Source organism: Candidatus Vagococcus giribetii (genome assembly GCF_017316185.1).
Taxonomy (GTDB): Bacteria; Bacillota; Bacilli; order Lactobacillales; family Vagococcaceae; genus Vagococcus; species Vagococcus giribetii.
In genome coordinates, this window is sequence record NZ_JAFLVX010000016.1 from 97,054 (window position 1) to 121,608 (window position 24,555).

Here is a 24,555-nt window from a genome sequence, read left to right on the forward strand (position 1 = left end):
CACTAGAGTCTTTTTTTATCTATTTCTATCTAAGCAAATACTAGTATCTTCTATTAAATAGTATACATAACTATTAAAAGTCCCGTTACTATTTCTTATTAAGCATTCTAGACATACCTAACTAAAAAAAGAAACCAACAATTTCTTGTTAGTTTCTTTTTTTATGTTATTTGTCATTCATAACACGTTCTCTTAACATTTCGTAGGAACCATTTCCCTCTTCAATCGAGCGTTTTACTCGAGAGATAATGGCTGTGCTTGCTTGTGTTCTTTTCTCAATTTCTTGATACGTTTTTCCTTCAAGCAACATCTCTGCTACAGTGAGTCTTGTGACAAAGACTTTCATTTCTTTCAAAGTCATTAAATCATCAAAAAAACCGTAGCACTCGTCCACATTTTCTAAAGCAAGAACAGCGTCGAAAAAATGTTTGGTTTCCTCTTTTGATAATTTGTCAATTCTCATAATTTTCTCCCCTTCGCTTCTGTATCTGGTTTGATAAAGAAACTAAAAATTATTGATAGTAGCGGTAGTGCGTAACAAAAAATAGCAAATGGTAGATAAGCTAGCGTTGATACACCTAAGGCACTGGAAATGAAGACGGCACTTACTCCCCACGGAACAAGTGGATTAATGGTGCTCCCCGCATCACACAAGGTTCGTGATAGGTAGATAGGTGCAATATGTTGCTTAGAAAAGCTCCCCTTATAAGCTTCTCCTGGCAAGATAATGGATAAATATTGCTCACCAATTAAAAGATTTACCCCCACAGCTGTAATAGCTGTTGCAAACACTAATTTAACTGGCGTATTTAAGCCGCTCTCCATTTTCTTGAGTATTATATCAATTACATGTGTCTTTATCAATAAACCACCTAGTGATAAGGCTAAAAGGATTAATGATACTGACCACATCATACTTTGAATGCCTCCTCTTGAAAGCAATGTATCAATCACTTGATTGCCAGTTGATGCCACATAACCATCTTGAATCCAAGCTCCCATATTAGCTAAGGTTGTGCTTGGTTCGTAGATTTTTAAAAGGACTAATGAAAAGACAATATTAAATAGAAGGGACGGTATGGCTGGTATTTTTTTCCACGCACAAGCAAATAATAGAACAACAGGTAATAGCATCACTGGTGTAATGGCGAATGACTCTTTTAAGACGTTATTTAGTGTATCAATTTCAGAGAGGTTGGCACTTCCGTTGCCGCTTCTACTCATGAAAGTAAAGAATAAAAGAGATACAGCGGCTGCAGGTAACGTTGTTTTTAACTCGTTTTTTAAATGAGTAAAAATATCAATATTCGCAGTAGCCGCTGCTAGATTTGCTGTATCTGAAAGAGGTGAAATGACATTACCTAAAAAAGCACCTGAAACAATGGCACCGGCAATGACTGGTAAGTCAAATCCCATCATTTGTCCCATACCAATAAAGGCAATCCCAATCGTTGAAACAGTTGTAAATGAGCTCCCCACTGCTGCTCCAACAATCCCACAAATTAGAAAAACTGCCCCTAAAAAGTAACTAGGAGATAAAAAAGAAAAGCCGTAAACCATAATCGTTGGAATAGTCCCTGAGGCAATCCAAATACTGATTAATGATCCTATTAGTAAAAAAAGAATAATCGGAATTAATCCAGGTTTGATACCATCTATAATCCCTTCATGTAAGTCATCCCAAGACATTTTTTTATAAATCATAAAAAGAACTAATACAAAAATTGCTCCTAAAATTCCCACATGGGCTGGCAACTGAAAGCCGATAATACTAAAACCAATTGTAAGTAGCACTAACACTAATAACAAGCAAGCTTCTTTAAATGTGACTTCTTTTTCCATAGTCTGCCTCTTTCTCTCTTGTTTTATCAATAACCGGTAAAAACCAATGCAATTTGGTTCTACATTGGTTTTTACCTGGTATGAATTCTACTCTGCGTAAATTGCTTCTAATTTACTTTGAATAGCTGATTTGATTTTTTCTGAATACTCTGCAAAGACTTTTTCGTCATGAGCATATGGTGACATAGCTGATGCACGTAAAATCGTTACTTTTTGTTCTTTTTCCCACTCAGCATCTGAGAAACCTAAGCCTTTAACAAATGATAATGGGCTATTGCCGTAATCTGGTACAGCAAAGTCTGTATGTGATGTAATGAATTCGTTGTGATAAGTACCACCTTTAGCATATGATGCGTAGTTATAGAACTCTTCATTTAATTCATTCATTTTTTCTAAGTCAGTGTTGCCTTTTTCATTGAAGACATAATCCACCATGTTGAAGTCTGGACGAGTTAAAGCATGCATTTCAATGACTTTACCATTAACGTTGAATTCTAAACCATCGATAAAGTTGTAGAAACGGAATGCTCCTTCTAAACTTGCTCCGATTAATTTACCAAAACCAGTCACGTTAAGTGGTAATGTTCTATGCGCTGCCCATACAGCTGCGGCAGTTGCTCCAGCTTTAGAACCTTCTAACATGTATGCTCCAAGCAAAGCAGGAATGTCTGCTCCTTTTTTGAATACATAAGTCGCAAAGTAAGAAATCATATCACGCATACGTACGTCACGGATAACAACTCCACCGGCTGAGTAAGGAACATAACCCATTTTATGAGGGTCGATTGTCACAGTTTCACAGCTTTCAATCGCTTTAAATGATTCGTAAACTTCTCTTGTTAACCAATGATTTTCTCCTTGGAAGATATGATATTCTTCGTAAACATCTTGAATATTTTCGTAAGGAATAAATTCATCCTGTTCATCTAAGAAGATTGAACGACCATAACCACCGTAAGCAGCATCAACGTGAATATAGAAGTAAATACCTTCTTTAGCTAATTTTTCTCTTAAAGCAACAATTTGGTCTACACGGTCTACTTGACCTTCTTCAGTAGAACCAACAACAGCTACTACACCTAATGTTGGGATACCTTCTGCTGCTAAGCCACGAATTGTTTCTTCTAATTTTTCAACGTCCATACGGTATTCGTTATCAACTTCTGCAGCGATAACTTGATCTAAACCAACACCAATAATATCAGCTGATTTTAACCATGAATAATGTTTTGTTTGTGGCACAATCCATTTACCTAGTTTGTCTAAGTTTTTACCACTTCTTGCTGTTCTTTCTTTGATTTCGTCATATTTATCTTGATGAGCTTCTAAAATATCTAGAACTTCATCAACTGACATGTTTAATAATTCCCAGTCAGATTTACCAGCAACAGCTTCAGGAATCACTTCTTTAATAGCAAGTGGAGCTGATTTGAAGTTACGTGCATACCAGATACCTTCTAAGTTAGCGATTGAACCATCACAAGCAATGTGACCCCAACCTTTTTTGTATCCCATTAAAGCAGCGAAATCTAAGCCAACTTCTTCTTCCATTTTTGAAGTAGCTGGTGAAGATTCGTAAGCTACGTTGTTACCATTCCAAAGCATTGCTGCGTTGTAAGCAATAATAGAAGGTAATAATGTTTCAGAGTTCATATGTCCCCAGAAACGACCTGCTGAATGCCAAGGTAGTGAATCTGTACGTAAACGAGAGCTTAATACGTTAAATACTTGTTCCATATTATCAACTGTCGCTTGGAATGATTCTTCGCGGCGATCTTGTGGTGTGATGACAGGTAAATCTTGAGGCATGTAGTTTTGTCTCCAACCTACATGCTCATCGATCATACGGTTTAAGATACGTTTGTAAATATCAACGTTTTCTCCTTTGTCCCCAAGGAACAATGCTTTTAAATTTGTATTTGTTGGATCAATAATGTGTTTGTCAGTCATGATATTCTTCCCCTTATCTGTTCATTAAATTTATTTCTTTTTCCAAGATTCTTTTTTGTTTTTAAAGATAATTAACGCTATTGCTACCATAACCACTGTCGCAACGACTTGGTAAATAATGTAGGCTGTGTGTTGGTTAGCTGCTACTGATGCTGGTGGAATTAAGCTCACCGCAATCGTTAGAATAACGCTAAGGATTGAAATTCCTGCCACAAACCACATTAAGCCATTTCCTTTAGCACCTAATCTAAATGGTCTAACAATTTCAGGCATTTTGTAACGTAGTTTGATAGCTGAAATCGCAATAAGTAAGTAAACAATACAGTAAAGAATCGTTGTCGTAATCGTGATAATTAAAAAGGCTGAACTAACATCTGGGATAACGGCGTATAGTAAAGACACGATAGAAATAACTGTTGCTTGAACTAATACAATGTTGATTGGAATCCCTTGTTTGTTTCTCTTTTGGAAGAATGGAGGTAAGTTACCTTCGTCTGCCACTTTAATCATTGATTTACTTGGTCCTAAGACCCAAGCGCTCAATTGAACGAGAACACCAATTAAAATCATTAATGAAATAATGTTATTGAAGATAGCTGGAATACCTAAATCCTCTGTCATAATGACAAATGGTTGAGTGATATTAGCTAAGTTCATTTCGCCAGCTGGTACTGAGTTGGCAACTGTTAAACCTGCTACTAAGTTGAAGAAAACTAAAACTAATACAGAAACAATAACGGCTATTGGGTAGTTCTTTTTAGGGTTGTCAATATTGTTGGCGTGAACAGAAGAAATTTCTACTCCCGCAAAAATAAAGATAATCCCTGTTAATGTTGGTAAACTACCTAAATCACTTAAGTCTGGTAATAATTTATCTACTGAAAAATCAGCTAAATATCCGGCTGGGTTAATCCCATTTTTAATTGTGTACATAACACCAAGAGTTACTAAAGCTAGAAAAGGAATGTATACCCCAATCACAGCACCCCAGTCTCCTGCGATTTTGACCATATCAAATTTCAAGTTAAGTAATGTGATGGTCCAATATGAAATTAAAATCATTGCTAATATAAAGTAACTGTTTTGTCCTAATTCGGGTTTGTTGATCACATATCCTAGTAACACACCTACTGTTGAGGCTACCATTACCATTCCAAAAAACATTTGAACCCATAGTAACCAAGAAGTAACAAAGCCCCACTTCTCACCTAATGCATTTTTAACCCAAACTTGAGGGCCACCTTCTTCAGGCCATGCTGTTGATAATTCCGCAGACATTAAAGCGATTGGCAATGCAAACGCACAAGCTGCAATTAACATGTAAAATATTTGTGTCCAACCAGTCGATGCTAATGTTGGTACACTACGAACTGTTCCGAAGAACGCCATGGTTATCCCAATTAAACCAACTAGGGATAATTTTTTATTTCCTTGACTCATTGTTTTTTCCCCTTCCCAAAACAAATGCTCTTCTTCAAAATAAGTTGTGTTTTCATTAGGCCTAATTAACTAAGTAACTTGTTTGAAGTTGTCTTAACGGGGATAAGTATAAGTTCTCACAAAGCACTTTTCATTAAAGAAATAAGATTTTTATGAGAGAAAAATGAGCAAAAACAATAGATTCATGCACGCTTCATCGCGTTAAAGTTTTAAATCGATAATTCGCAAAACACAGGTATTTCCTTGTATTTTCAAGGTTTTCAAAAAAATGAAAATAGATATTATTTTACGAACATAAAAAAAATGAGTATTTGCTCACCAAATGCTCATCATTTTTTAGGATTATTTTTTTGAGGCCGTTTGACAAAAAAATCCTTTTATTCTAGGATACATTTATAAAACGTATATACATTGATAACATTTGAGCAAATTAACCACTAATCTATCGCTAGATAATAGACTTTTGGCTAAAAAAGACTCAACACTAGTGCTTGTTAACAATCGGTGAGATACCGATATCAGCTGCGTTACCTGTGGGTTTCAACACAGGCTAAGTGGTACCACTTAATTGATTGGCTTTACCTTATAAACAGGTTGTTTATAAGGAGTTTTCTATTTAAAAGAAACGGGTGATATCAAATGAGTACCAACATTATTGATGAACTATTATGGCGAGATGCTATCAATCAACAAACAGATGCTGAAGGTTTGCGTGAGTATGTAGAAAACAATAAAATTTCTCTTTACTGCGGTGTTGACCCAACTGGAGACAGTATGCACATCGGACACTTAATTCCTTTTATGATGCTTAAAAGATTTCAATTACTAGGACACCATCCTTATATTCTTATTGGTGGTGCTACTGGGACTATTGGAGACCCTAGTGGGCGTACAAGTGAGCGTCAGCTTCAAACTATGGATCAAGTACAACACAATGTGACTTGCTTAACTAATCAAATGAAGCACCTTTTCTTTGATGACAGTAATGAGCAAGAATTAACTATGGTTAATAACTATGACTGGACTCACGATTTAACCTTACTTGATTTCTTACGTGATTACGGTAAACACGTCAATATCAACACCATGCTAGCAAAAGACATTGTCTCTAGTCGCTTAGACACAGGGATTTCTTTCACTGAGTTTACGTACCAAATTCTTCAATCCATGGATTACTTACATCTATTTCGCCATGAAAATGTGCGCTTGCAAATTGGTGGTGCTGATCAATGGGGAAATATTACAGCAGGTCTAGATTTAATTCGTAAAAAAGAAGGTGCTGAAGCTAAAGCATTTGGGTTGACGATTCCCTTAATGCTAAAAGCAGATGGTACTAAATTTGGTAAAACAGCAGGTGGCGCAATTTGGCTTGACCATGATAAAACATCTCCATACGAATTCTACCAATTTTGGTTAAATCAAGATGATCATGATGTAGTTCGCTACTTGAAATTCTTTACCTTCTTAACACAAGAAGAGATTAGCGTTCTGGCTGAAAAAGTAGCTACTGAGCCACATAAACGAGAAGCACAAAAAACACTAGCAACAGAGATGACCTTATTTGTTCACGGAAAAGAAGCTTTGGAAGAAGCTCTAGCTATTACAGATGCTTTATTTTCTGGAGACATCAAACAACTAAGCGCTCGTCAAATCAAGGACAACCTAAGCAACATGCCAAGCTCTACTATTTCAAAAGAGCCTCTTAACTTGATTGATTGGTTAGTTGAAACAGGCATTGAGCCTTCCAAACGTCAAGCTCGAGAAGACGTGACTAATGGAGCTATTTCTTTAAATGGTGATAAAGTCACTGATACAGAACTTGAAGTCACACCCCTTCTTGCCATTGATGATACCTACATCATTGTCAGAAAAGGGAAAAAGAATGACACACTTGTTCAATTGAATTAACACGAAAAAAGCCAAAGTCTTGCTTACACACAAGACCTTGGCTTTTTTTACTGATAATCTCTACAAAATAAGGTATATTAGTAGAGATGAGTCGCTACTCTTTCAAAATTAGATAAGTAGGTGAGACAAAATGGGAAAATACCAATTAGATACTAAAGGGAAAACAGCCGTAACGAAATATCATGAAAAGCATTTACCTGAAAAAGCAGATAAAAAACAACAACTAAAAGAAATGCGCGAGAAATTTTTGAAAAACAAACAAAAATCTGACCAATAAAAACACGAGAAGAATTGATCGAATCAAATTCTTCTCGTGTTTTTTTAATGAGTAAATCCTTGTGTTTCTTTCTTATTATCATCATGGAATAAGATATGAGCTTTATCCAACTCTTCTAAACAATCGTGGAAATCTCGAATAAAGGCTTCTCCTCTATTTTCTCCTAAGTCTGCTCGACACACAATTCGTTGAACGATGATGTCATCGAGTTCTTTTGGCAGCGGGTACGCAGGGACTTGCCAGCCTCGCATTTGCAAACGATCGGCTAAATCATAAAGAGTCCATTTGACATCTGTTTCTTTTTTTAGAGTGTAGCAAACAATAGGAATATTGTCCCCTGTGTTAAAAAGTTCAAAACGATTAGTGGCTTCAATAGCTTGAGCAATTTTCATCGCTACATCGCGTGTTCGACTGTGAATGTCACGATAACCATTAAAACCAAAACGATAAAAGTTATAATATTGACCAATAATTTGACTAGCACTTCTTGAAAAGTTAATCGCCATGGTTGGCATACTACCACCTAAATAACTCACTTCAAACATTAGCTCTTTTGGTAAATAGGCTTCTCCACGCCACAACACCCAGCCAACACCAGGATAGACCAATCCATATTTATGCCCAGATGTATTTATGGAGACAACATTATTTAATCTAAAATCCCAAGGTAACTCTGGTTGAATAAACGAGGTAAACATAGCACCACTTGCACCATCTACGTGAATGACTAACTGATGCTCATGTGACTGATTGTATTCATTAACAACATCATTTAAGCCTTTAATATCATCAAACTTTCCTGTGTAGGTGATTCCTAAAATCCCAACAATCCCGATAGTATTCTCATCTACATAGTCCAGTACGTGCTCAGGGTTTAAACTTAGACAGGTACTATCCATAGGAACTTCTCGAAGCTCAACGTCCCAGTATACACAGAATTTTTCCCAGCAAACTTGGTATCCTGACGAGATTACCAAATTAGGTGTGCGACCTGTCACATCGAGTCCTCTCTTCTTAAGGCTGTCTCGCCATCTAAATTTCATCGCTAAACCAGCTAACATACAAGCTTCACTCGACCCTACTGTTGAGGTACCGATTGGTTTTTCTGACTTTTTAGCTTGCCATAAATCCGCTAAAATATTAACACAAGCTTGTTCAACTGCTGCTGTCTCTGGGTATTCTGATTTATCAATGGCATTTTTTTCCATAGTCTCAGCCATTAAAAGGGCTGCTTCTGGCTCCATATAAGTTTGACAAAATGTAGCCAAATTCTGACGGGCATTGCCCTCGTTGATTAGTTGATCTTTTAATAATTGGTATGCAATCTTTGAATTAACCGGCTCTTTTCTAAGGCTATTTAATAACACCTCTTCATCTGATAATAAAGAACCAAAAATAGGAATATCTTGATGATTGTCTTTTAACATAATAAAACCTGCTTTCGTTTTATTTTTCCATACATTTTATCCTTTAATCCAAATATATCTCACATTAAATAAAATTTCAAGAACACATTATAACATAACTGTCGGTATTAATGATTTGATTAAATAAAGAAGAATTCCTACTATCAAGTAAGAATCCTTCTTTATTTATTAGTGTTGCTTGTTATAAAAATTCATCGCAGCTCCAATTAAATTGGCATCATTTCCAAAATAGCACGTACGAACTTCTGGTAATATCGCACTGACACCTTGCTCTTCTAATAGCCATTTCAAACGACTTTTTATTTGGTTAGCAATTTCTGGTCTAGCTGAAACGCCACCTCCAATAATCACCAATTCAGGATCTAATGATACTTGAATGTTGTATAAAGCATTAGCCACATTATCATACATATCATTTAATAATTTATAAGCTAAGGGATCGTTTTTATCTATTTTCTCAAAAATATCTTTTCCATTAACAACATTATTAGTTAATCTTTTATACTTATCAGCTACCTTTACAACTGTACCATTTGAGCTAAAAATATTTTCCGTCCGATTCATCATCAAGCCAAATTCTCCACCAAATAAATGAGCGCCTTTATACAGTTGACGGTTAATAAAAACCGCGCCCCCAACACCTGTTCCTAAAACAACAAAAACAACATGTTGATTATCTTTTCCTGACCCCAATTCAATTTCAGCAATTCCTGCGCAGTTAGCATCGTTTTCAATGGTGACTGGTAGCAATAAGTACTCTTCTAACTCTTTATAAATTGGTCTATTATGTAGATATGGAACGGCACTAATTCCTTCAATCACTCGTTTGTTTTCATTTACAGCCCCAGGTGCACTCATAGCAACCCCTTCAACAGTACCTTCAAATGACGTAACAACTTGTTTTAAGTGTGCTTTCATCTCTTCAAATGTATCCGGAGTTTTAAACTTACCTTGTTGGGTTAACTCTTTATCATTCCAATAACCATATTTAACAGCAGAGCCACCAATATCAAATACTGCTAATCCCATTAGATTGCCTCCTAAAAACCATTATGTTGGCTTAATTCTTTATACCATAAGCCACTCTTCTTTAAACTTCTATTCAAGTTATTATCTAAATCAACACGATAAAATCCATATCGATTTCGGTAACCATTTAGCCATGACCAACAATCAACAAATGTCCAAGTATGATAGCCAAAACAACTACTACCTTCTTGTATTCCTTTATAAAGTTGTCCTAAATGCTCCTTCATAAAATCAACACGGTAGTCATCTTGGACCATCCCTTTTTCATCTAGGAATCTCTCCTCATCAGCCACTCCCATGCCGTTTTCAGAAACAAACCACGGAATATTATTGTAGTCATTTTTCATCATCATAGCAACATCATAGAGAGCTTCTGGATATATCTCCCAACCACGGTAAGGATTAATTCTTTTTTCTGGCCAGTCATATGATGCAAAGAAATCTGCTGGTGTTTGAGCAGGTACTTGGCTTGTTTCAGGCGCCTTAACCCTCATTGGTTGATAATAATTAATACCAATATAATCAACTCGATTATGTTTTATGATTTCTTTATCTGTTTCAATTGTTGTTGGTATTAATTCATTGTCCTTCAGTAGTTCAACTAAATCCTTTGATACTTCTCCTAAAACACAAGGATCTAAAAAGCTTTTGATAATTAATAAATCTGCTTTGTTTTTAGCTTCCATATCTCTATCTTCATTACTTTTAGCATAAGTTGGAGTGACATTTAAGATAATCCCAATTTCACCTTCAAAATGACCTTGTCTAAAAGCTTCAACAGCTTTAACGTGGGCCATTAAGGTATGATAACCAACTTGAATTGCTTTTTTAAAATCAACGATAGCTGGATAATGAAATCCATATAAATAACCACACTCAATATGAACTAAAGGCTCATTGAAAGTTGCCCATCTCTTAACTAAATCTCCGAATTCTACAAAAGCTGTTTCAGCATAAAATGCAAAAGCCTCTACAGATTCACGAGTTTCCCAACCACCTTTTTCCATTAACCACCATGGCATATCAAAATGGAATAAGTTAATAATCGGCTCAATGCCATTCTCTCTTAATGTTTGAAAATAGCTTCTATAGAAAGTAACAGCTTCTTTGTTAAGTGTTTTACCATCTGGAAGTAATCGTGCCCAAGAAATCGATGTTCGGTACGAATTCATCCCTATTTCTTTCATACGTTGGATATCCTCTTTATAAAATTCATATACATTTGAAGTCACTTCTGGACCTTGATTGTTGTTAAATTTTTCTGGATTTAACTCAAACCATTTATCCCAAGTTGTCGCTGTTTTACCACCGCCTAGAGCATGTCCCTCTGTTTGTGGCGCTGATGCTGCAGCCCCCCATAGAAAACCTTTTGGAAATGTTAACATAAATCACTACTCCCTCTATTTATTATCAAATTTATTCGTTAAAATAGCCTCTGATTGTAACCATTTCTTGACTGAATCTGAGTATAAATGGATATATCTTTCATAGACAATATCTTGTTGAATTAAGATAGGTATTTGCGGCGAGATACTCCCTAGAGACTCTTCTCTTGTTAAAGTTGCTGCTAACAGAGTCACATCAACCTCTTTTATTAGAGGTGAGTTGGCATTTCCAGTAATAAGTAACACAGAAATATCTCTACTTTTAGCAACTTTAATAGCTTTAAGCATATTGTCATCTACACCACGTAAGCTACAAGCGATAATTAGTTCACCTTTTTCCGCAAACTCAGCAGACATTGAAATTGAATTTTCATCTGAAATGACTCGGACATACTTCCCTAGCCTAGAAAATTTAAATTGAAAATCCATTGCCGCATATGAGTTAAACCCCATACCAAGAAAATGAATAATCTTATGCTCATGAATATAATGACAAAATTTATCCACATCTTCTTCCACATAATTACTTGAACTTCTTGTTGCTAATGAATGATACAGACTTGTCACAGTATTAGAAACCAGTGCTTCGTCCTCATCTTTTCTCATAGATAAATTATATAAAAAAATGAGTTCTTTATAATTATTTAAACCTATTTTTTTAGAGAACCTCGTAATAGATGCTTTAGAAACAGCTAATACCTTTGATAATTTATCAATTGTTAATGGTGCTTTTTTACTCAAAAAATAATTGGCAATTACTTGCTCGACATCTGTCAATTCTAGTCTGTAAGATTCGATGAGTATAAAAATATCATCTTGCACTAACACCACGTCCTAATAAAGTTTTATTGTTTTAATTTCCCCAGGTTTTACGATACCTATTTCTATCTTATCATTAACTCTTGGTTCTGTTAATTGGTCTCCTTTTAGGTTGACAAAATGCCACTTGGTTGCCTGTGGTAATTCGATGACACTGCCAGAGACACTTTCAACAAGGTTGGGATTATATACTCTAATTTCTATTCCCTTACCATCTCTACTTTGACGGATTGAGCTAAAATTCAATTTCTCTAACTCAATAGTTGGCATTTCCTGCTTAACCACATCATGAAGTAATGGGTTAGACACAAAATATTTCAACGTCGTTGTAAAACGATTCAATTCTTGAATTTGATAAAAAGGAAGTGTCACCACCTGTTGTTGAAATTCTTTCATTAGTTGACTTGGATCATAATAATCTGCTAATTGAATACCAAATTTAAAACTTAGTCTTTTTTCTAATTGACTATCTGGTGTTGGCACATATTTAAACTCATTGCCTGACGCAATTCCTGGTCTTCTTATTAAATCTGGTCTGCCTAAAAAACCAACTGATCTAAAAAGAGTTAAAGCCACTGTTTCAAAAGAATCCCCTACTAATTGGTATTCTTTAATTCCTTTTGAAAAGACTGTTAGATTTGTCTCATCATTATGCACGTTGACATAATTTAACATGGGAAAAATAGATGTTGGTTCCTCTCTCCATCCTAATTCTTTCCATCTGTCTAAATAAGGATCAATAACCTCTCTTTCAACGGTTCCAAAAGGTGTATTGCTATAAGATAGTTTATTCGACATATTTGATTTAATTAGTAACCTCATTCGATGATCTAAAACAGTGTTATCAATAACTAAATGCCCATTAATATAATTACTATCGCTCTCTAAACTAAGTGTTAAAACATATTTTATTTCTTTTAAGACTTCTCCTGTTACTCTGGCTGCTAAATCTTTGGGTAACTGCCATTTACCCTGAATCTCTAAGGTTTCTTGTAACTTACCTTTTATTGTCGTAATTTTTGTATTGGAAAAATCTAATTTATACACCTTATCTTCTTCTGGCGGCGAGTAATCGTATGTATCTCCTTCATCTCCACTATCTTCAATAGAAATAAATTGATCATATACTATGTTTGCTTTTTTATCCTTTAATTCGATATCCCCATTAACTAAACTAATCTGATAGTAATTATTTTCAATCATTTCGTCAGTTACATTCAAACTAGTTTCATTAGGCTCATTTCTTTCGATAATAGTTAACTCAACAAAACTTAAAGCAGGCACCTCAATGTCAATTAATATATCATGAATGAAATAAAATTTATTTGGATCCATATCCTCGCTTTTTTTTCGGATAGACCCTGCATTTTCTTTTGTTGTTCGAATTAATTGATATGGTATTTTTTCCCCATTATACTCAAGATTAAAATACTCACTTTCAATTGAAATAGCTATTTTTTCTATTTTTTTTCGGCTATAAGGTAAGGTATTAAATAATAGTAAATCATTTTCACAGACAACTGCTCTTGATTCTGCTAGTTTACGTGTTAGGTAATCAACTGCTGAATACGATAATTGATCCGCCTCGATAAATCGATCTAAAATAATTTTATTTGTTTTATCACTATTGCATCCACCGGCACTATCATGGGCCTGATTTTTACTTAATAATTTCCAAATACGGTCTAATAGGCCTTGTTTATATGGTATTCCTTGTTTTTTAGCCATAAGCATTAAAGGCTCTAGTTGATAAATTAAGCGTCTCTCAATTTTATCGTTCATGTATTTATGGTCATAGCGCGATGAATAAATCGATCGATGGATTTTAGAAACAGAGCTTGAAATAAATTCTCCTGAGACATGTTGTAAATCCGTTGTATCTAAACTATCAAAAAATGTATCATATGAACTTTCCACTAATTCATAATCTTCTAATTCGTTATTAAATAGCTCTATGCGTTCTCTTAAATTGTAATCAACATATCGTTGGTCACCACCGACTGGTAATACCAATTGATCTGTCGGTGCCCCTTCCTCAATCGTTTTCATTAATCCCTGAGCATCATCACTATAAATGAGACCACCGCCAATAAAATAACCATTTTTAATATTTGAAGCTAATACTTCTGAGCCATCTTCACTTGACCAGAAAAATTCTCTATCTTCTGTAATATAATTAGGAACTCCACGCCAAAAAACAGTTTTATCCATACCGAATCCATTATATATTTTCGGCATGTCTTTTCCTTGTCCAAAAGAATCTGGCAAATAACCTACATTAAAGTAACCGCCTAACTTTTCAGCCAAGCTAATCCCTAAGTCTAAGTTTCTAACAATCGATTCACCAGCTACAATTAATTCATCTGTTTGGGTGTACCATGGACCTATAATCAGTTTTCCTGACGTTACTAACTGTTTGATGCGCTCTTCTTGATCCGGAAAACTTTGTAAATACTCATCTAAAATACTTAATTGACCATCTAATAAGTAAACGTCAATCATATTAGTTTCTAAGGCATTCATCACCTCATCAAGGTGATAGGTTAATTGGATAAATGATTCATGATTGGTAAAGTACCATTCGAAATCCCAGTGAGTATGATGAATGACATGAACTTTTTTCTTCATAAAAATTAGCTCCTTTATAATAAAAAATGAACCAAGCCATCAAGCCTGATTCATTCACAAAAATTAAAACGAAATTTGATCAATGATTTCTGCTAGTTTGTCAGGATCATTCTCATTTAAAATACCTTCTCTAAAACTATTATCAATTAATTTTCTTGCAATTAAACTTAATAATTTTAGATGTTCTGTTGCTCCTTCTTCAGGAATAGTTAAAGCAAACGCTACATTAACATCTTTTCCATCTAAAGCATTCCAAGGTATCTGATGTTCAAATTTAACTAAAAACATCCCTGGTTTAATAACAGACTTGTTTTTACTATGAGGAATAGCGATACCGTCTTTAAAGCCTGTTGTTGCTTCTTTTTCTCTTTCCTTCAAACCAAGGAAAAAAGTTTCTGCGTCATTAACGAACCCTTTTTCATAAGCATAAATTGCAATAGCTTTAAACGCTTCTTCTTGCGTTGTTGATTCTGTATCAAATAAAATATGTGTTTTATTAAAAATCTCTTGATTCATTTGTCTACACCTCATTAATAATTTTAGTCTTGTACAGGAGCTAATTCCTCAACTGGTTTTCTCATAAATCCAATTAGTAATGCTGTTGTTAATATACCAGCACTTACACATAAAATCCAAGTAACAAATGGAATTGGTTGTTCAATATAGCCTATAAATGTTCCCAATGGAGAACCAATACCACCATAGAATTTACATCCTGTTGCAGCTACTAATCCACCAGCAACAGCAGAACCTGTGACATTAGCAAAAATCATACGAATTGGATTTGCTGCAACAAAAGGAATAGCACCTTCTGTTACACCAACAATCCCCATACCAAATGCGGCACTTGCTGCGACTTTCTCATCTTTACTAAATTTATTTTTAAAGATAATAGTTGCTAACCACACACCTAATGGCGCGACTGAAATAGCTGCTTGAGTTGCTGTACCAGGAACAAAGTTAGCTCCTTCGATTCCATATTTAGTTAATGTATCTGTAAAAATAGCTGTACCAAAAACTAAAGCTGTTTTGTTTACTGGTCCACCTAAGTCAAAACCAATCATTGCCCCACAAATAGCACCTATCAGAATTGGAGCACCAGCATAATTTTCATTCAATGCTGTTAACCCTTCATACATTCCATCCATAGCTATTGAAATCGGTGTTCCAATGACATAAAGTACAATCAAAGTAATCGCTAGCGTTGCAAGAAAAGGAATAATCATAATTGGTACAATTGGTCTAACAAGTTTTGGCCATTTGATTTTTTTCAAACCCTTTACCATGTAACCGACAATAAAGGCCACTGCAATAGCTCCAATAAAGCCACCACCAGCATCAGCACCTAAAAATTCAGGATCATTTGCTAAGTATGCTCCAATCATAGCTGGTGCAATTGCAGGTTTATCGGCAATTGAATTAGCAACAAATCCGGCAAATAAAGGAATCATTAACTTAAATCCTACTTGACCAACATAAAATAATTTAGACATTAATAGTCCCATCTGAGTATCTGTATTAAATCCCCACTCAACAATACGACCTAAGTCATCTTTTTGAAACGCATAAAGATTAGCAATTGTTAGAATAAGTCCAGCTGCAATAACCATTGGTACCATATAAGAAATACCACTCATTATATGTGTAAAGAAATTTACTTTTTCTTTATCGTTACCAATTTGAATTTTACCAACTTTAGATCCTTTTTTACCAAAAACTTCAGCTTCTTCAAGTGTTTTTGCGATTAAAGCCTCCGGGTCTTCAATTGCTGGAATTGATTTAGTAACAAATAAGGGCTTACCTGTAAATCTCATTGGATCAATTTTAATATCTGCTGCCACTAATACTAGGTCAGCGTTTTCAATATCTTCTGCAGTAAGAACGTTTTCTGCTCCGATAGCTCCGTTTGTTTCAACTTTTATGTTATAACCTAACTTTTTACCCGCTTGTTCTAAAGACTCTGCTGCCATATAAGTATGGGCAATTCCTGCAGCACAAGCTGTAACCGCTACAATATTCTTTGTCATCTTTACTTTCACTCCTATTAATTTTTCGAGCTCCTGGACAAAGAATAACAAAATAACGATTTCATTTATAGTACTTACTTAGATTTAGGTTGTAGTATCAATAAACAAATTTTAACTGATACTTTTTTCATCCTCCTAAGTCCGCTCAATTTATACCATATCCTTTGTCTTTCTCCCTTAAAAGACGTTATAATAAGGAAACTCTTCAAAAAGGAGGCTACTACTAATGGATATGAAAAAAATTATTACCATCACTGTGATTGGTTTACTGGCTTTATCATCTATTTTTGCTTTTAGCCAAATGCAAAATGCCAAAAAAGACTTGAAACAAGTGACTGAATTAAATCAAAAACTAGATTCAGAAAATAAAAAATTATTAAAAGCAAACGAACGTGCCGATAAAAAAATCGACGAGCTTGCTAAAAAATATGATGATTTAAACAAAGAATTAACAGAATTAAAAGCACAATCTCAAATCAACTATTAAGACAATTTAACAAAAAAGGAGCCTGACTTATGAACCCACAAGTTATTTTAGATTTTTGGTTTAACGAATTAACACCTACTGATCATTTCACAAAAAATGAAGAACTCGACAAACGTATCACAACAGAGTTTAAAGACATTCACAAAAGTATTGATGCTGGTGAAACAGACGCTTGGCGTCAAAATATTCACGGTCGATTAGCTGAAATCATTGTTCTTGATCAATTTTCACGCAATATGTTTCGCGGGACACCTGAGTCTTTTGCTTATGATTCTTTAGCTTTGATTCTGGCTCAAGAAGCATTGAAGCAACCCAACTTAAATGACTTAAGTATCGAAGAAAAAGCTTTTCTTTATATGCCCTTCATGCATTCAGAATCTTATCTAATTCACGAGAGAGCTGTTCTCTTATTTTCTGAGCCTGGACTAGAAAACAACTTAGACTTTGAGCACCGTCATTTTGATATTATTAAACAATTTGGTCGTTACCCTCACCGTAATGAGGTTTTAGGTAGAGCGTCAACACCGGAAGAAATCGACTTTTTAAAACAACCTAATTCATCCTTTTAATGTTCCTCTTGCCTCTCACCTTACGTTAGCCATTAAACTAGGCTTATAGGAGGAAAGAACAGATTAATATTACTATATTAGACACCCTTCGTTTTTACCGAAAAGGCGCTACAGAAGATGAGTTTCGTTATCAATTGATGGCTTCTTTTAAAGAAATGTGGGCTTACTTAAATGCGCCAATGACACCCAAAACACCTAATGGTTATGACGTTGTTATGGCATCAGAAATGCTTGGTATTTGGACACCACGTAAACCCTTTTCCCTGATTGAGCACCATATTGAGCCTTTCTTTCAAACAGCTATTTTTTCTGAGGCTGCTAAGGTAATTCAAACAGGGATTACTTGTTTTGAAGAAATAGGTTATACGATTCCTTTAGAAGAAATCAATGTTAATCTATTACTTGGAGATCCTGAAAACAAACTACTTATAGCCTCTCAAGGATATAGTGGTTTTGGTGGGATTCCTGGGTATATTTTCCTTATCGTTGTGCCAAATGCTTTTAATCAGACACGACTTAAATCAGCTTTAGCTCATGAATTTAACCATAATGTTCGTTTCACTTATGAGCCCTTTAATCATGGAAATGTTAGTGTTGAAGACTATTTAGTCATTGAAGGATTAGCTGAAGTTTTTGCCGAAAGTCTCTATGGCATTGAAAATAGAGGCCCTTGGGTGGTTGATTTTGATGAAGAAGAAATGGCTTATACCATAGAAGTTATGAAAGAAGCGCGTAACATAAAAGGCTTTGAAGAAGTCGCTGCCTATATGTACGGTGATGAAGTGGCTAAAGAGCAAAGCTTCCATCCTGTTGGTGTTTCTCGTAATGCTGGTTATACTATTGGGTATCATTTAGTCAAAGCCTACTTAAAGAACAGTGGAAAAAACATTCAAGAAGCAACTTTAACACCAACTGAAATCATTATTAACGAATCAAAATTATTTGAAACTATCTAAAAAAACACTTAACAAGAGAATTATTTCTTGTTAAGTGTTTTTTTGCTGTGTAAAGTAACGTTTTAATTGAGGTCTTTGAGATAACCAGACCACAAAGACTGAGGAAATGATTTTATCAAAAAAGCTATCAGTAAAAGCTCCCCAATATGCCGCAATCAGTAGCTTTCTACCTGAAGCTTGCAGGGAGATAACTAATAAATCACTTGGCTTTCGTTGAAGTCCCTCATAACCTCCAAATAGTATAACTCGAATAGGGGCGCTCACTAAAGCACCTATAGCAGCTAATAATATTCCGGTGATGACAGCCTTTTTATAAGTCATTCCCTTTCTAGCACAGAGACTTGCTACAATAGCAACTGTCATACTGACTAGACTAAATGGAATGGCTAGTGGACCAAATAAAACGGCTAATAATAAATTGGTACATAACCCTGTTAACACAGCATATTTCATTTGAAAATTAAAGGCAATAAAAATAGTGCCAATCGCATCTAGATATAAAAACGGCATGTGTAATTGTGTCATTAATGAGCCTACTGCCACATTTAAACAAATGGCTAAGGCACACATCATCAAAACTTTAACATGATTCTCTTTTTCCAATATTTCTAACTTCCTTATCCTTTTTTCTCACAAAGAACAGTGTAGCTTTTTTTGTTAAAAAAGTATACAAAAAAGTAAGAGTAATCTGTCATTTGACAAGACTATTCTTACTTTCACGTGGTTATTTCTACTAACTAACTAGTTAATCAATTTGTATCAGGTTTAGCGGATTGTGGGAAGCAATGCAATTGATTAATGGGGAACTAATCAGTTAATGCTACCTGCTCACAAACGTCATAACTACTTTAAAAAAATAACTAACTTAGCTAAATCAGCCTATATAAATATAGGTAATACTTATTATAAATAATCAGACAGTCACATATTGACCGTAAGAAACACTAGTTATTAAATGTTAATATCATAAAATTTAAGCGTATTTTTCATTTCTTCTATCACATAATCTCTCATATGTTTAGGTGAAATAACTTTAACCATATGACTTTGACTCGTTAACCACATTTTAGTCCCGTAACCATCATTAACTTTCATCTCTATTCGAAAGCTACCATCTTTATTTTGATGACAAATGTGAGAGTCAGGAAATCGGTCCAATACATATACTGGGTCATAATAAAAATCAATAACCATCTGAATTGGTTTTCCAAAAAAAGGGAAAGCAGCTGTCTGTTTTCTTAAAACCCCTCCCTCGAAACGATCTTTATAAGGCATTTTATGATTCGTTGACACCACATTTAATTCTTTCATGTTGTTGATTCGAAATTTGTTTAACGACTCAAAGTCCCGATCATCTTGCGAATTTTCTGAGGAACAAATCATAAACAAGTATAAATCAGCAAAAAATACATTATGAGGCACTCTCTCAAATACTTTTGTTTCACCATTTTTAGTATACTCAAATTGAATTTTCTGTCGGTATTCTATAGCTTTCTCTATCAATTCTAATTTGTCGATTAAAGACGTCTCAGATATACCTTTATAGTGAAACAATTCGTTTTTAGATTGGTTGTATAAATGGTCTGGTTGTTCTCCTAAAGAGACTAATTTTTCTATTAATTGTGTCATTTCTTCTTTCGGTAAAATACGTGTTGATAACATTATTTTTAGCAGTAAAATTAACTCTGTATCTGTAAAACCAGAGTTAAATCCTTTATTATCAGCCGTAATAATTTGGTAATTACCTTTACCATCACGATGGACTCTTAAATTTTTTGTTCTATGCATCTCATGAACTTCATCAGCAAGCATCTCTTCTATTTTAACAATATCCCTTTGAACTGTTGATTCTTTAATATCAAACTTTTCCATTAATTCAAACTTATTGATTTTTTTACCTCTTAACAAACGCATAAAAATAATCAACAGCCTTTGCTGAGCATTCATATCGGCAATGTCTCCTTTTTCATATATCATTCCCCATTATAAAGCAAGTATCTAAAAAAGGTAATAAAAAAAGCCCATTAAATCACTTAATGAGCTTTAATATCTAAATCGTAAATAGATAAGCAATTGATATCAAGGTAATAAAATGCATCACTTTTGGAATTTCTTTAATACGACCTGCAAAGATCATACAAAGTTCATAAGATAAAAAGCCTAAAACTAAACCTAAAGCAATTGAACCAGTTAGTGGCATCATAACAATCGTTAAAAAGGCTGGAATAACCTCTTCAAAGCCTCCGTCCCATTTGATTGTCGTAATGTTTTGCATCATAAAGATACCAATAACCACCATTGCTGGTGTTGTAACAGCTGGTGTCACTAATGACAAAACTGGGTAGAAAAAGGCTGACAATAAGAATAAACCTGCAACAACAACACTCATTAAACCAGTTCTTGCTCCAGCGATAATGCCTGAGACAGATTCAATGTAAGTTGATAAACTAGACGTCCCAAAAATCGAACCAAAAAAGGTTCCTAAAGCGTCTGCGCTATAGATACGTTTGTTGTCTTCGAAGTTTTCTTGTTTAATGTCAGATACTTGAGTCGCTGCGGCCGAAAGTGTTGTGGCTGTCCCAAAGAAATCTAGGAATAAGAACGTCAAAATCACTACAATCGAGTCTAATGACAACATTTTATCTAAGTTTTTAAAGGCAACCATAAAAGTTTCATTCATCATAGCATTCATGGGTTCTGTTGGTATCACAATAGGAGAGCCTTCTGGCAATTTAGGTAATGTGGCTACGACTTCTGGGCTTAAGTGAAACCAATCCATCGACACGCCAAAACGAATAAACAACCCACAAACAGCCGCACCAATCATCCCTAAAAAGACAGCGTATTGATTTTTACGAACTAGAAAGAACGCTGCGGTCATAATACCAAAGAAAGCAATGATGACGTTTGGGTTATCAAAACCACCAAATTTAATAAACATTCCCTCATCAGGAACAATAATGCCTGAATTCTTAAAACTTACAAAAGCAATAAAAATTCCCAAACCAACTGTCCCTGCTTGTTTAACAGTTACTGGGATTGACTTAATAATTTTTGAACGAGCTCCTGAAAAAGCTAATAATAAGAATAAAACAGAAGCAACCATGACACTTGCTAATGCTTCTTGCCAAGTTTTTCCCATTTGTAAGACTACTGAATACGCAAAAAAAGCATTCATAGACATACACGGCGCTAATCCTAAAGGGAATTTTGCCCAAAGCCCCATAATTAGCATGGCTATAGCTGAGGAGATAATAGTCGACATAAACACAGCATCTTTTGGCATCCCTGCTTGTCCTAATATAATTGGATTTACAAAAATCACATATGACATAGCTAAAAAGGCTGTAAATCCTCCTGTTAATTCGCGCTTAAAGGTAGAACCTGATGCGGTAATACCGAAATATTGATCCATTTTTTCTTTCATTTCTCCGTCTCCTCTTCTTCATTAAAAAAATCCATGTCAATGGCTAAAGGAGACTAATACTCTTCTTCGCCATAGTAAGTTACTTTACGGGTAACTTGTAGAAACTTCTAGACCATATTTCTAGAATTATATGGGTTTTCTCACTTCGTTATCATAACAATAATAGCTACTTTTTTCAATCTAAATAACGAACAAAAAAATATTTTTAAATAAAATAGTTAACATTTAAAGAAACCGCGTTTCATTTTATCTCCTTTCTTTTCTAGTCACTCTAAGCTAAAATAAAGAGGATAGAAAGGACGATTCATGCATGAAAATTATTATTTCACCTACCAAACAAATCGTTAATCATCAAGACTTCTTTTTTGCAGAGAGTCAACCTGAGTATTTAAAAGAAACCTCTCGTATTCTAAGAGAATTAAAAAAACTATCCTTGATAGAAGCTAAAGCTTTATGGAAATGCAACGATAAATTAGCTCAAGAAAATTTCGAACGTATTCAACAAGGAGATTTATCTAGAGCTACTTCTCCAGCTATTATGAGTTATAAAGGCTTGCAGTACCAATACATGGCACCTGATGTGCTAACTCAAGAAGGACTCACTTATCTTCAAGAGAATTTACGGATTTTATCTGGATTTTATGGCATACTACGTCCATTTGACGCTATTATTCCTTACCGCTTAGAAATGCAAGCTCCTTTAGCCATCGGAAAAGCAAAAAATCTTTATGGTTTTTGGGGGAAAAAGCTAGCTAAAAGTCTCCAACAAACAGACGAACCGATTATTAACCTAGCATCAAAAGAATACTCAAAAAGTATCGAACCCTACCTAACAAAGAAAAACCCATTGATTACCATTCAGTTTGCTCATCGGATTGATGGCAAACTAAAAGTAAAGGCTACTTTAGCCAAAATGGCTAGAGGAGAAATGGTTCGGTATTTAGCTGAAAATAACGTTACAAAATTAGAAGAAATCAAGCACTTCGATCACCCTCATTACCAATTTTCACCTAGTGACTCGACTGATTCTACCTTTGTTTTTCTTCATCACGATTAAAAAGGAGCGAACACATTATGTTAAACCCTAAACAACTCATCACTGATTTGCGTCAACTAGGCGTTAAAAACGATGACATCATCGTTGTCCACTCTTCCTATAACGGTTTACGAGGTGAGGACTTAATTGAAGGTGGACCTGAGGCAGTCATTGAATCCTTAAAAGAAACAGTCTCTGAAGGAACCTTGATAATACCTACTTTTAGCTACAAAAATGTCGACATTGATAACCGTATTTTTGATGTAAGAAACACTCCTGTTTGCATTGGTGTTTTACCTGAAACTATGCGTCTATCACCAGAGGTTAAACGTAGCCTTCACCCTACTCATAGCTTAGCTGCTTGGGGAAAAGATGCTGATGAATTCACTAAGCATCATTACAAAGATCACTCGCCTGTTGGTGTTAACTCTCCCTTAAGTGAAGTTTATCGCCGTGGAGGGAAAATCGTTATGCTTGGTGCACCTTTTGCTAGAAATACTAGTATGCATGGTGTAGAAGAGATGGTCTTGCCTGAGTATTTATTTACTGAAAACTATGATTATGACATCATAAAAGAAGATGGTTCTACCCTTCAAATGAACGTACTACGACATGATTTTAATGGTTTTGAACAGCGTTATGACCGAGTTTTAAACATCTTAGACGAAGGTATCGAATATCAACTAGGCAAAGTTTTAAATGGCGATACAGTTGTCATGAATGCTCCTGCTATGTGGGACAAAGCTTTGATTAAATACCGTGAAGATATTCTTTACTTTACAGATCCAAGACCGAGAACTTAACCTTAACTCCCAGTATAAATTGGAAGTTTCAAATTTGAGACAAAGTGTCATATTTTTGATACTTTGTCTTTTTTCACCTAAGATTAATAAAAAATGAAGTTGGATTAAATAAAAAAACAAACCAATTACTCTTTTTGAGTAACCAGTCTGTCTTCACAATATTACAATCTATCCCCTTAAGAACACACTTACTCTTAGATTCTCAAAGTAAATGCGACAATATTATATTTGAAGTTCATTGTTTTTTATAGCCTCTAACATTATCAAACCTATTTATTTAACAACTTGTTTACTTCATTAATATCTTTACTCTTAATCAGGCGATTAACTTCGCTAACAACATTTTCCCTTTGAAGTTTTGCAAAGAATAAATTTTTCATCGCTAAATTAACATATGCAGATACATCTTTTTCATTCATAAAACCACTCCTAAGTTTTTTCTCAATTATATCACCATTATTTTTAATTAGTATAGTAATTGTTTGATTTATATATATTAAAAGACAGTCTATATATACTAGACTGTCTCAGATTGAAGACAAACT

General features: G+C 34.7%; 22 protein-coding genes and 1 riboswitch. Of the genes, 7 read left to right on the top strand and 15 right to left on the bottom strand.

Going from position 1 to position 24,555, the window contains the following annotated elements:
• Positions 1–166 precede the first annotated feature (166 nt).
• The 4 genes from DOK76_RS06405 to tyrP form a co-directional block, all read right to left on the bottom strand.
• Complete coding sequence (locus DOK76_RS06405) at positions 167–463, bottom strand: YerC/YecD family TrpR-related protein (protein WP_206965936.1); 297 nt, start codon at positions 461–463, stop codon at positions 167–169.
• Complete coding sequence (nhaC, locus tag DOK76_RS06410) at positions 460–1,842, bottom strand: Na+/H+ antiporter NhaC (protein ID WP_206965938.1); 1,383 nt, start codon at positions 1,840–1,842, stop codon at positions 460–462. Before nhaC ends, DOK76_RS06405 begins: the two co-directional genes overlap by 4 nt.
• An 87-nt stretch (positions 1,843–1,929) precedes the next feature.
• Positions 1,930–3,792, bottom strand: coding sequence for a tyrosine decarboxylase (gene tdc, locus DOK76_RS06415; RefSeq protein WP_206965940.1), 1,863 nt, complete (start codon positions 3,790–3,792; stop codon positions 1,930–1,932).
• Positions 3,793–3,822: 30 nt separating this feature from the next.
• Entirely contained in the window at positions 3,823–5,232 is a 1,410-nt protein-coding gene (gene tyrP / locus DOK76_RS06420; protein ID WP_206965942.1) for a tyrosine-tyramine antiporter, read from the bottom strand.
• Positions 5,233–5,871: 639 nt separating this feature from the next.
• On the opposite strand from tyrP, the gene tyrS reads away from it, so the two are divergent.
• Both tyrS and DOK76_RS06430 read left to right on the top strand, forming a co-directional pair.
• On the top strand, positions 5,872–7,140 hold the full coding sequence (gene tyrS, locus DOK76_RS06425) for a tyrosine--tRNA ligase (RefSeq protein WP_206965944.1): 1,269 nt from the start codon (positions 5,872–5,874) through the stop codon (positions 7,138–7,140).
• 130 nt (positions 7,141–7,270) lie between these two features.
• Positions 7,271–7,417 (top strand): hypothetical protein, encoded by a 147-nt coding sequence (locus DOK76_RS06430; RefSeq protein ID WP_206965947.1) that lies wholly within the window; start codon positions 7,271–7,273, stop codon positions 7,415–7,417.
• A 44-nt stretch (positions 7,418–7,461) separates the two neighbouring features.
• Here the strand turns inward: DOK76_RS06430 and gad are convergent, their stop codons facing one another.
• From gad to DOK76_RS06465, 7 genes are all read right to left on the bottom strand, one after another.
• Positions 7,462–8,844 (bottom strand): glutamate decarboxylase, encoded by a 1,383-nt coding sequence (gene gad / locus DOK76_RS06435; protein ID WP_206965949.1) that lies wholly within the window; start codon positions 8,842–8,844, stop codon positions 7,462–7,464.
• Positions 8,845–9,012: 168 nt separating this feature from the next.
• Complete coding sequence (locus tag DOK76_RS06440) at positions 9,013–9,873, bottom strand: ROK family protein (RefSeq protein WP_206965951.1); 861 nt, start codon at positions 9,871–9,873, stop codon at positions 9,013–9,015.
• Positions 9,874–9,884: 11 nt separating this feature from the next.
• On the bottom strand, positions 9,885–11,258 hold the full coding sequence (locus DOK76_RS06445) for a glycoside hydrolase family 1 protein (RefSeq protein ID WP_206965953.1): 1,374 nt from the start codon (positions 11,256–11,258) through the stop codon (positions 9,885–9,887).
• A 15-nt stretch (positions 11,259–11,273) separates the two neighbouring features.
• Positions 11,274–12,080, bottom strand: coding sequence for a MurR/RpiR family transcriptional regulator (locus tag DOK76_RS06450; RefSeq protein WP_206965955.1), 807 nt, complete (start codon positions 12,078–12,080; stop codon positions 11,274–11,276).
• Between the two features lie 12 nt (positions 12,081–12,092).
• Positions 12,093–14,705, bottom strand: coding sequence for a glycoside hydrolase family 38 N-terminal domain-containing protein (locus DOK76_RS06455; protein WP_206965956.1), 2,613 nt, complete (start codon positions 14,703–14,705; stop codon positions 12,093–12,095).
• A gap of 63 nt (positions 14,706–14,768) precedes the next feature.
• A complete protein-coding gene (locus DOK76_RS06460; RefSeq protein WP_206965959.1) occupies positions 14,769–15,221 on the bottom strand; it encodes a PTS sugar transporter subunit IIA in 453 nt (150 codons plus the stop codon).
• A 23-nt stretch (positions 15,222–15,244) separates the two neighbouring features.
• Positions 15,245–16,732, bottom strand: a complete 1,488-nt coding sequence (locus DOK76_RS06465; protein WP_206965961.1) for a PTS fructose transporter subunit IIC — start codon at positions 16,730–16,732, stop codon at positions 15,245–15,247.
• 226 nt (positions 16,733–16,958) lie between these two features.
• Between DOK76_RS06465 and DOK76_RS06470 the strand changes: the two genes are divergently transcribed.
• The 3 genes from DOK76_RS06470 to DOK76_RS06480 all read left to right on the top strand — a co-directional run bounded on the left by DOK76_RS06470 (position 16,959) and on the right by DOK76_RS06480 (position 18,744).
• Positions 16,959–17,219 (top strand): hypothetical protein, encoded by a 261-nt coding sequence (locus DOK76_RS06470; protein WP_206965963.1) that lies wholly within the window; start codon positions 16,959–16,961, stop codon positions 17,217–17,219.
• Positions 17,220–17,248: 29 nt separating this feature from the next.
• On the top strand, positions 17,249–17,788 hold the full coding sequence (locus DOK76_RS06475) for a DUF924 family protein (RefSeq protein ID WP_206965966.1): 540 nt from the start codon (positions 17,249–17,251) through the stop codon (positions 17,786–17,788).
• Positions 17,789–17,925: 137 nt separating this feature from the next.
• Positions 17,926–18,744, top strand: coding sequence for a DUF2268 domain-containing putative Zn-dependent protease (locus DOK76_RS06480; protein WP_206965968.1), 819 nt, complete (start codon positions 17,926–17,928; stop codon positions 18,742–18,744).
• A 30-nt stretch (positions 18,745–18,774) separates the two neighbouring features.
• On the opposite strand, the gene DOK76_RS06485 is transcribed toward DOK76_RS06480, so the two are convergent.
• The 3 genes from DOK76_RS06485 to DOK76_RS06495 all read right to left on the bottom strand — a co-directional run bounded on the left by DOK76_RS06485 (position 18,775) and on the right by DOK76_RS06495 (position 22,171).
• On the bottom strand, positions 18,775–19,347 hold the full coding sequence (locus DOK76_RS06485) for an ECF transporter S component (protein WP_242542227.1): 573 nt from the start codon (positions 19,345–19,347) through the stop codon (positions 18,775–18,777).
• Between the two features lie 348 nt (positions 19,348–19,695).
• Positions 19,696–20,691 carry a helix-turn-helix transcriptional regulator gene (locus tag DOK76_RS06490; protein ID WP_206965970.1) on the bottom strand — a complete coding sequence of 332 codons (996 nt, stop codon included), beginning with the start codon at positions 20,689–20,691 and terminating at the stop codon, positions 19,696–19,698.
• A gap of 103 nt (positions 20,692–20,794) precedes the next feature.
• Positions 20,795–22,171, bottom strand: a complete 1,377-nt coding sequence (locus tag DOK76_RS06495; protein WP_206965972.1) for an NCS2 family permease — start codon at positions 22,169–22,171, stop codon at positions 20,795–20,797.
• A 52-nt stretch (positions 22,172–22,223) separates the two neighbouring features.
• Positions 22,224–22,325, bottom strand: a riboswitch (purine riboswitch).
• Between the two features lie 156 nt (positions 22,326–22,481).
• On the opposite strand from DOK76_RS06495, the gene yaaA reads away from it, so the two are divergent.
• Positions 22,482–23,228, top strand: coding sequence for a peroxide stress protein YaaA (yaaA, locus tag DOK76_RS06500; protein ID WP_206965974.1), 747 nt, complete (start codon positions 22,482–22,484; stop codon positions 23,226–23,228).
• A 17-nt stretch (positions 23,229–23,245) separates the two neighbouring features.
• Positions 23,246–24,010, top strand: a complete 765-nt coding sequence (locus tag DOK76_RS06505) for an AAC(3) family N-acetyltransferase (RefSeq protein ID WP_206965977.1) — start codon at positions 23,246–23,248, stop codon at positions 24,008–24,010.
• Positions 24,011–24,279: 269 nt separating this feature from the next.
• On the opposite strand, the gene DOK76_RS06510 is transcribed toward DOK76_RS06505, so the two are convergent.
• Positions 24,280–24,429 (bottom strand): hypothetical protein, encoded by a 150-nt coding sequence (locus tag DOK76_RS06510; RefSeq protein ID WP_206965979.1) that lies wholly within the window; start codon positions 24,427–24,429, stop codon positions 24,280–24,282.
• Between the last annotated feature and the right edge of the window lie 126 nt (positions 24,430–24,555).

Coding starts and splice junctions, on each gene's coding strand:
- DOK76_RS06405 (WP_206965936.1), bottom strand. CDS start 463: ATGAGAATTGACAAATTATCAAAAGAGGAAACCAAACATTTTTTCGAC.
- nhaC (WP_206965938.1), bottom strand. CDS start 1,842: ATGGAAAAAGAAGTCACATTTAAAGAAGCTTGCTTGTTATTAGTGTTA.
- tdc (WP_206965940.1), bottom strand. CDS start 3,792: ATGACTGACAAACACATTATTGATCCAACAAATACAAATTTAAAAGCA.
- tyrP (WP_206965942.1), bottom strand. CDS start 5,232: ATGAGTCAAGGAAATAAAAAATTATCCCTAGTTGGTTTAATTGGGATA.
- tyrS (WP_206965944.1), top strand. CDS start 5,872: ATGAGTACCAACATTATTGATGAACTATTATGGCGAGATGCTATCAAT.
- DOK76_RS06430 (WP_206965947.1), top strand. CDS start 7,271: ATGGGAAAATACCAATTAGATACTAAAGGGAAAACAGCCGTAACGAAA.
- gad (WP_206965949.1), bottom strand. CDS start 8,844: ATGTTAAAAGACAATCATCAAGATATTCCTATTTTTGGTTCTTTATTA.
- DOK76_RS06440 (WP_206965951.1), bottom strand. CDS start 9,873: ATGGGATTAGCAGTATTTGATATTGGTGGCTCTGCTGTTAAATATGGT.
- DOK76_RS06445 (WP_206965953.1), bottom strand. CDS start 11,258: ATGTTAACATTTCCAAAAGGTTTTCTATGGGGGGCTGCAGCATCAGCG.
- DOK76_RS06455 (WP_206965956.1), bottom strand. CDS start 14,705: ATGAAGAAAAAAGTTCATGTCATTCATCATACTCACTGGGATTTCGAA.
- DOK76_RS06460 (WP_206965959.1), bottom strand. CDS start 15,221: ATGAATCAAGAGATTTTTAATAAAACACATATTTTATTTGATACAGAA.
- DOK76_RS06465 (WP_206965961.1), bottom strand. CDS start 16,732: ATGACAAAGAATATTGTAGCGGTTACAGCTTGTGCTGCAGGAATTGCC.
- DOK76_RS06470 (WP_206965963.1), top strand. CDS start 16,959: ATGGATATGAAAAAAATTATTACCATCACTGTGATTGGTTTACTGGCT.
- DOK76_RS06475 (WP_206965966.1), top strand. CDS start 17,249: ATGAACCCACAAGTTATTTTAGATTTTTGGTTTAACGAATTAACACCT.
- DOK76_RS06480 (WP_206965968.1), top strand. CDS start 17,926: ATGGCTTCTTTTAAAGAAATGTGGGCTTACTTAAATGCGCCAATGACA.
- DOK76_RS06490 (WP_206965970.1), bottom strand. CDS start 20,691: ATGAATGCTCAGCAAAGGCTGTTGATTATTTTTATGCGTTTGTTAAGA.
- DOK76_RS06495 (WP_206965972.1), bottom strand. CDS start 22,171: ATGAAAGAAAAAATGGATCAATATTTCGGTATTACCGCATCAGGTTCT.
- yaaA (WP_206965974.1), top strand. CDS start 22,482: ATGAAAATTATTATTTCACCTACCAAACAAATCGTTAATCATCAAGAC.
- DOK76_RS06505 (WP_206965977.1), top strand. CDS start 23,246: ATGTTAAACCCTAAACAACTCATCACTGATTTGCGTCAACTAGGCGTT.
- DOK76_RS06510 (WP_206965979.1), bottom strand. CDS start 24,429: ATGAATGAAAAAGATGTATCTGCATATGTTAATTTAGCGATGAAAAAT.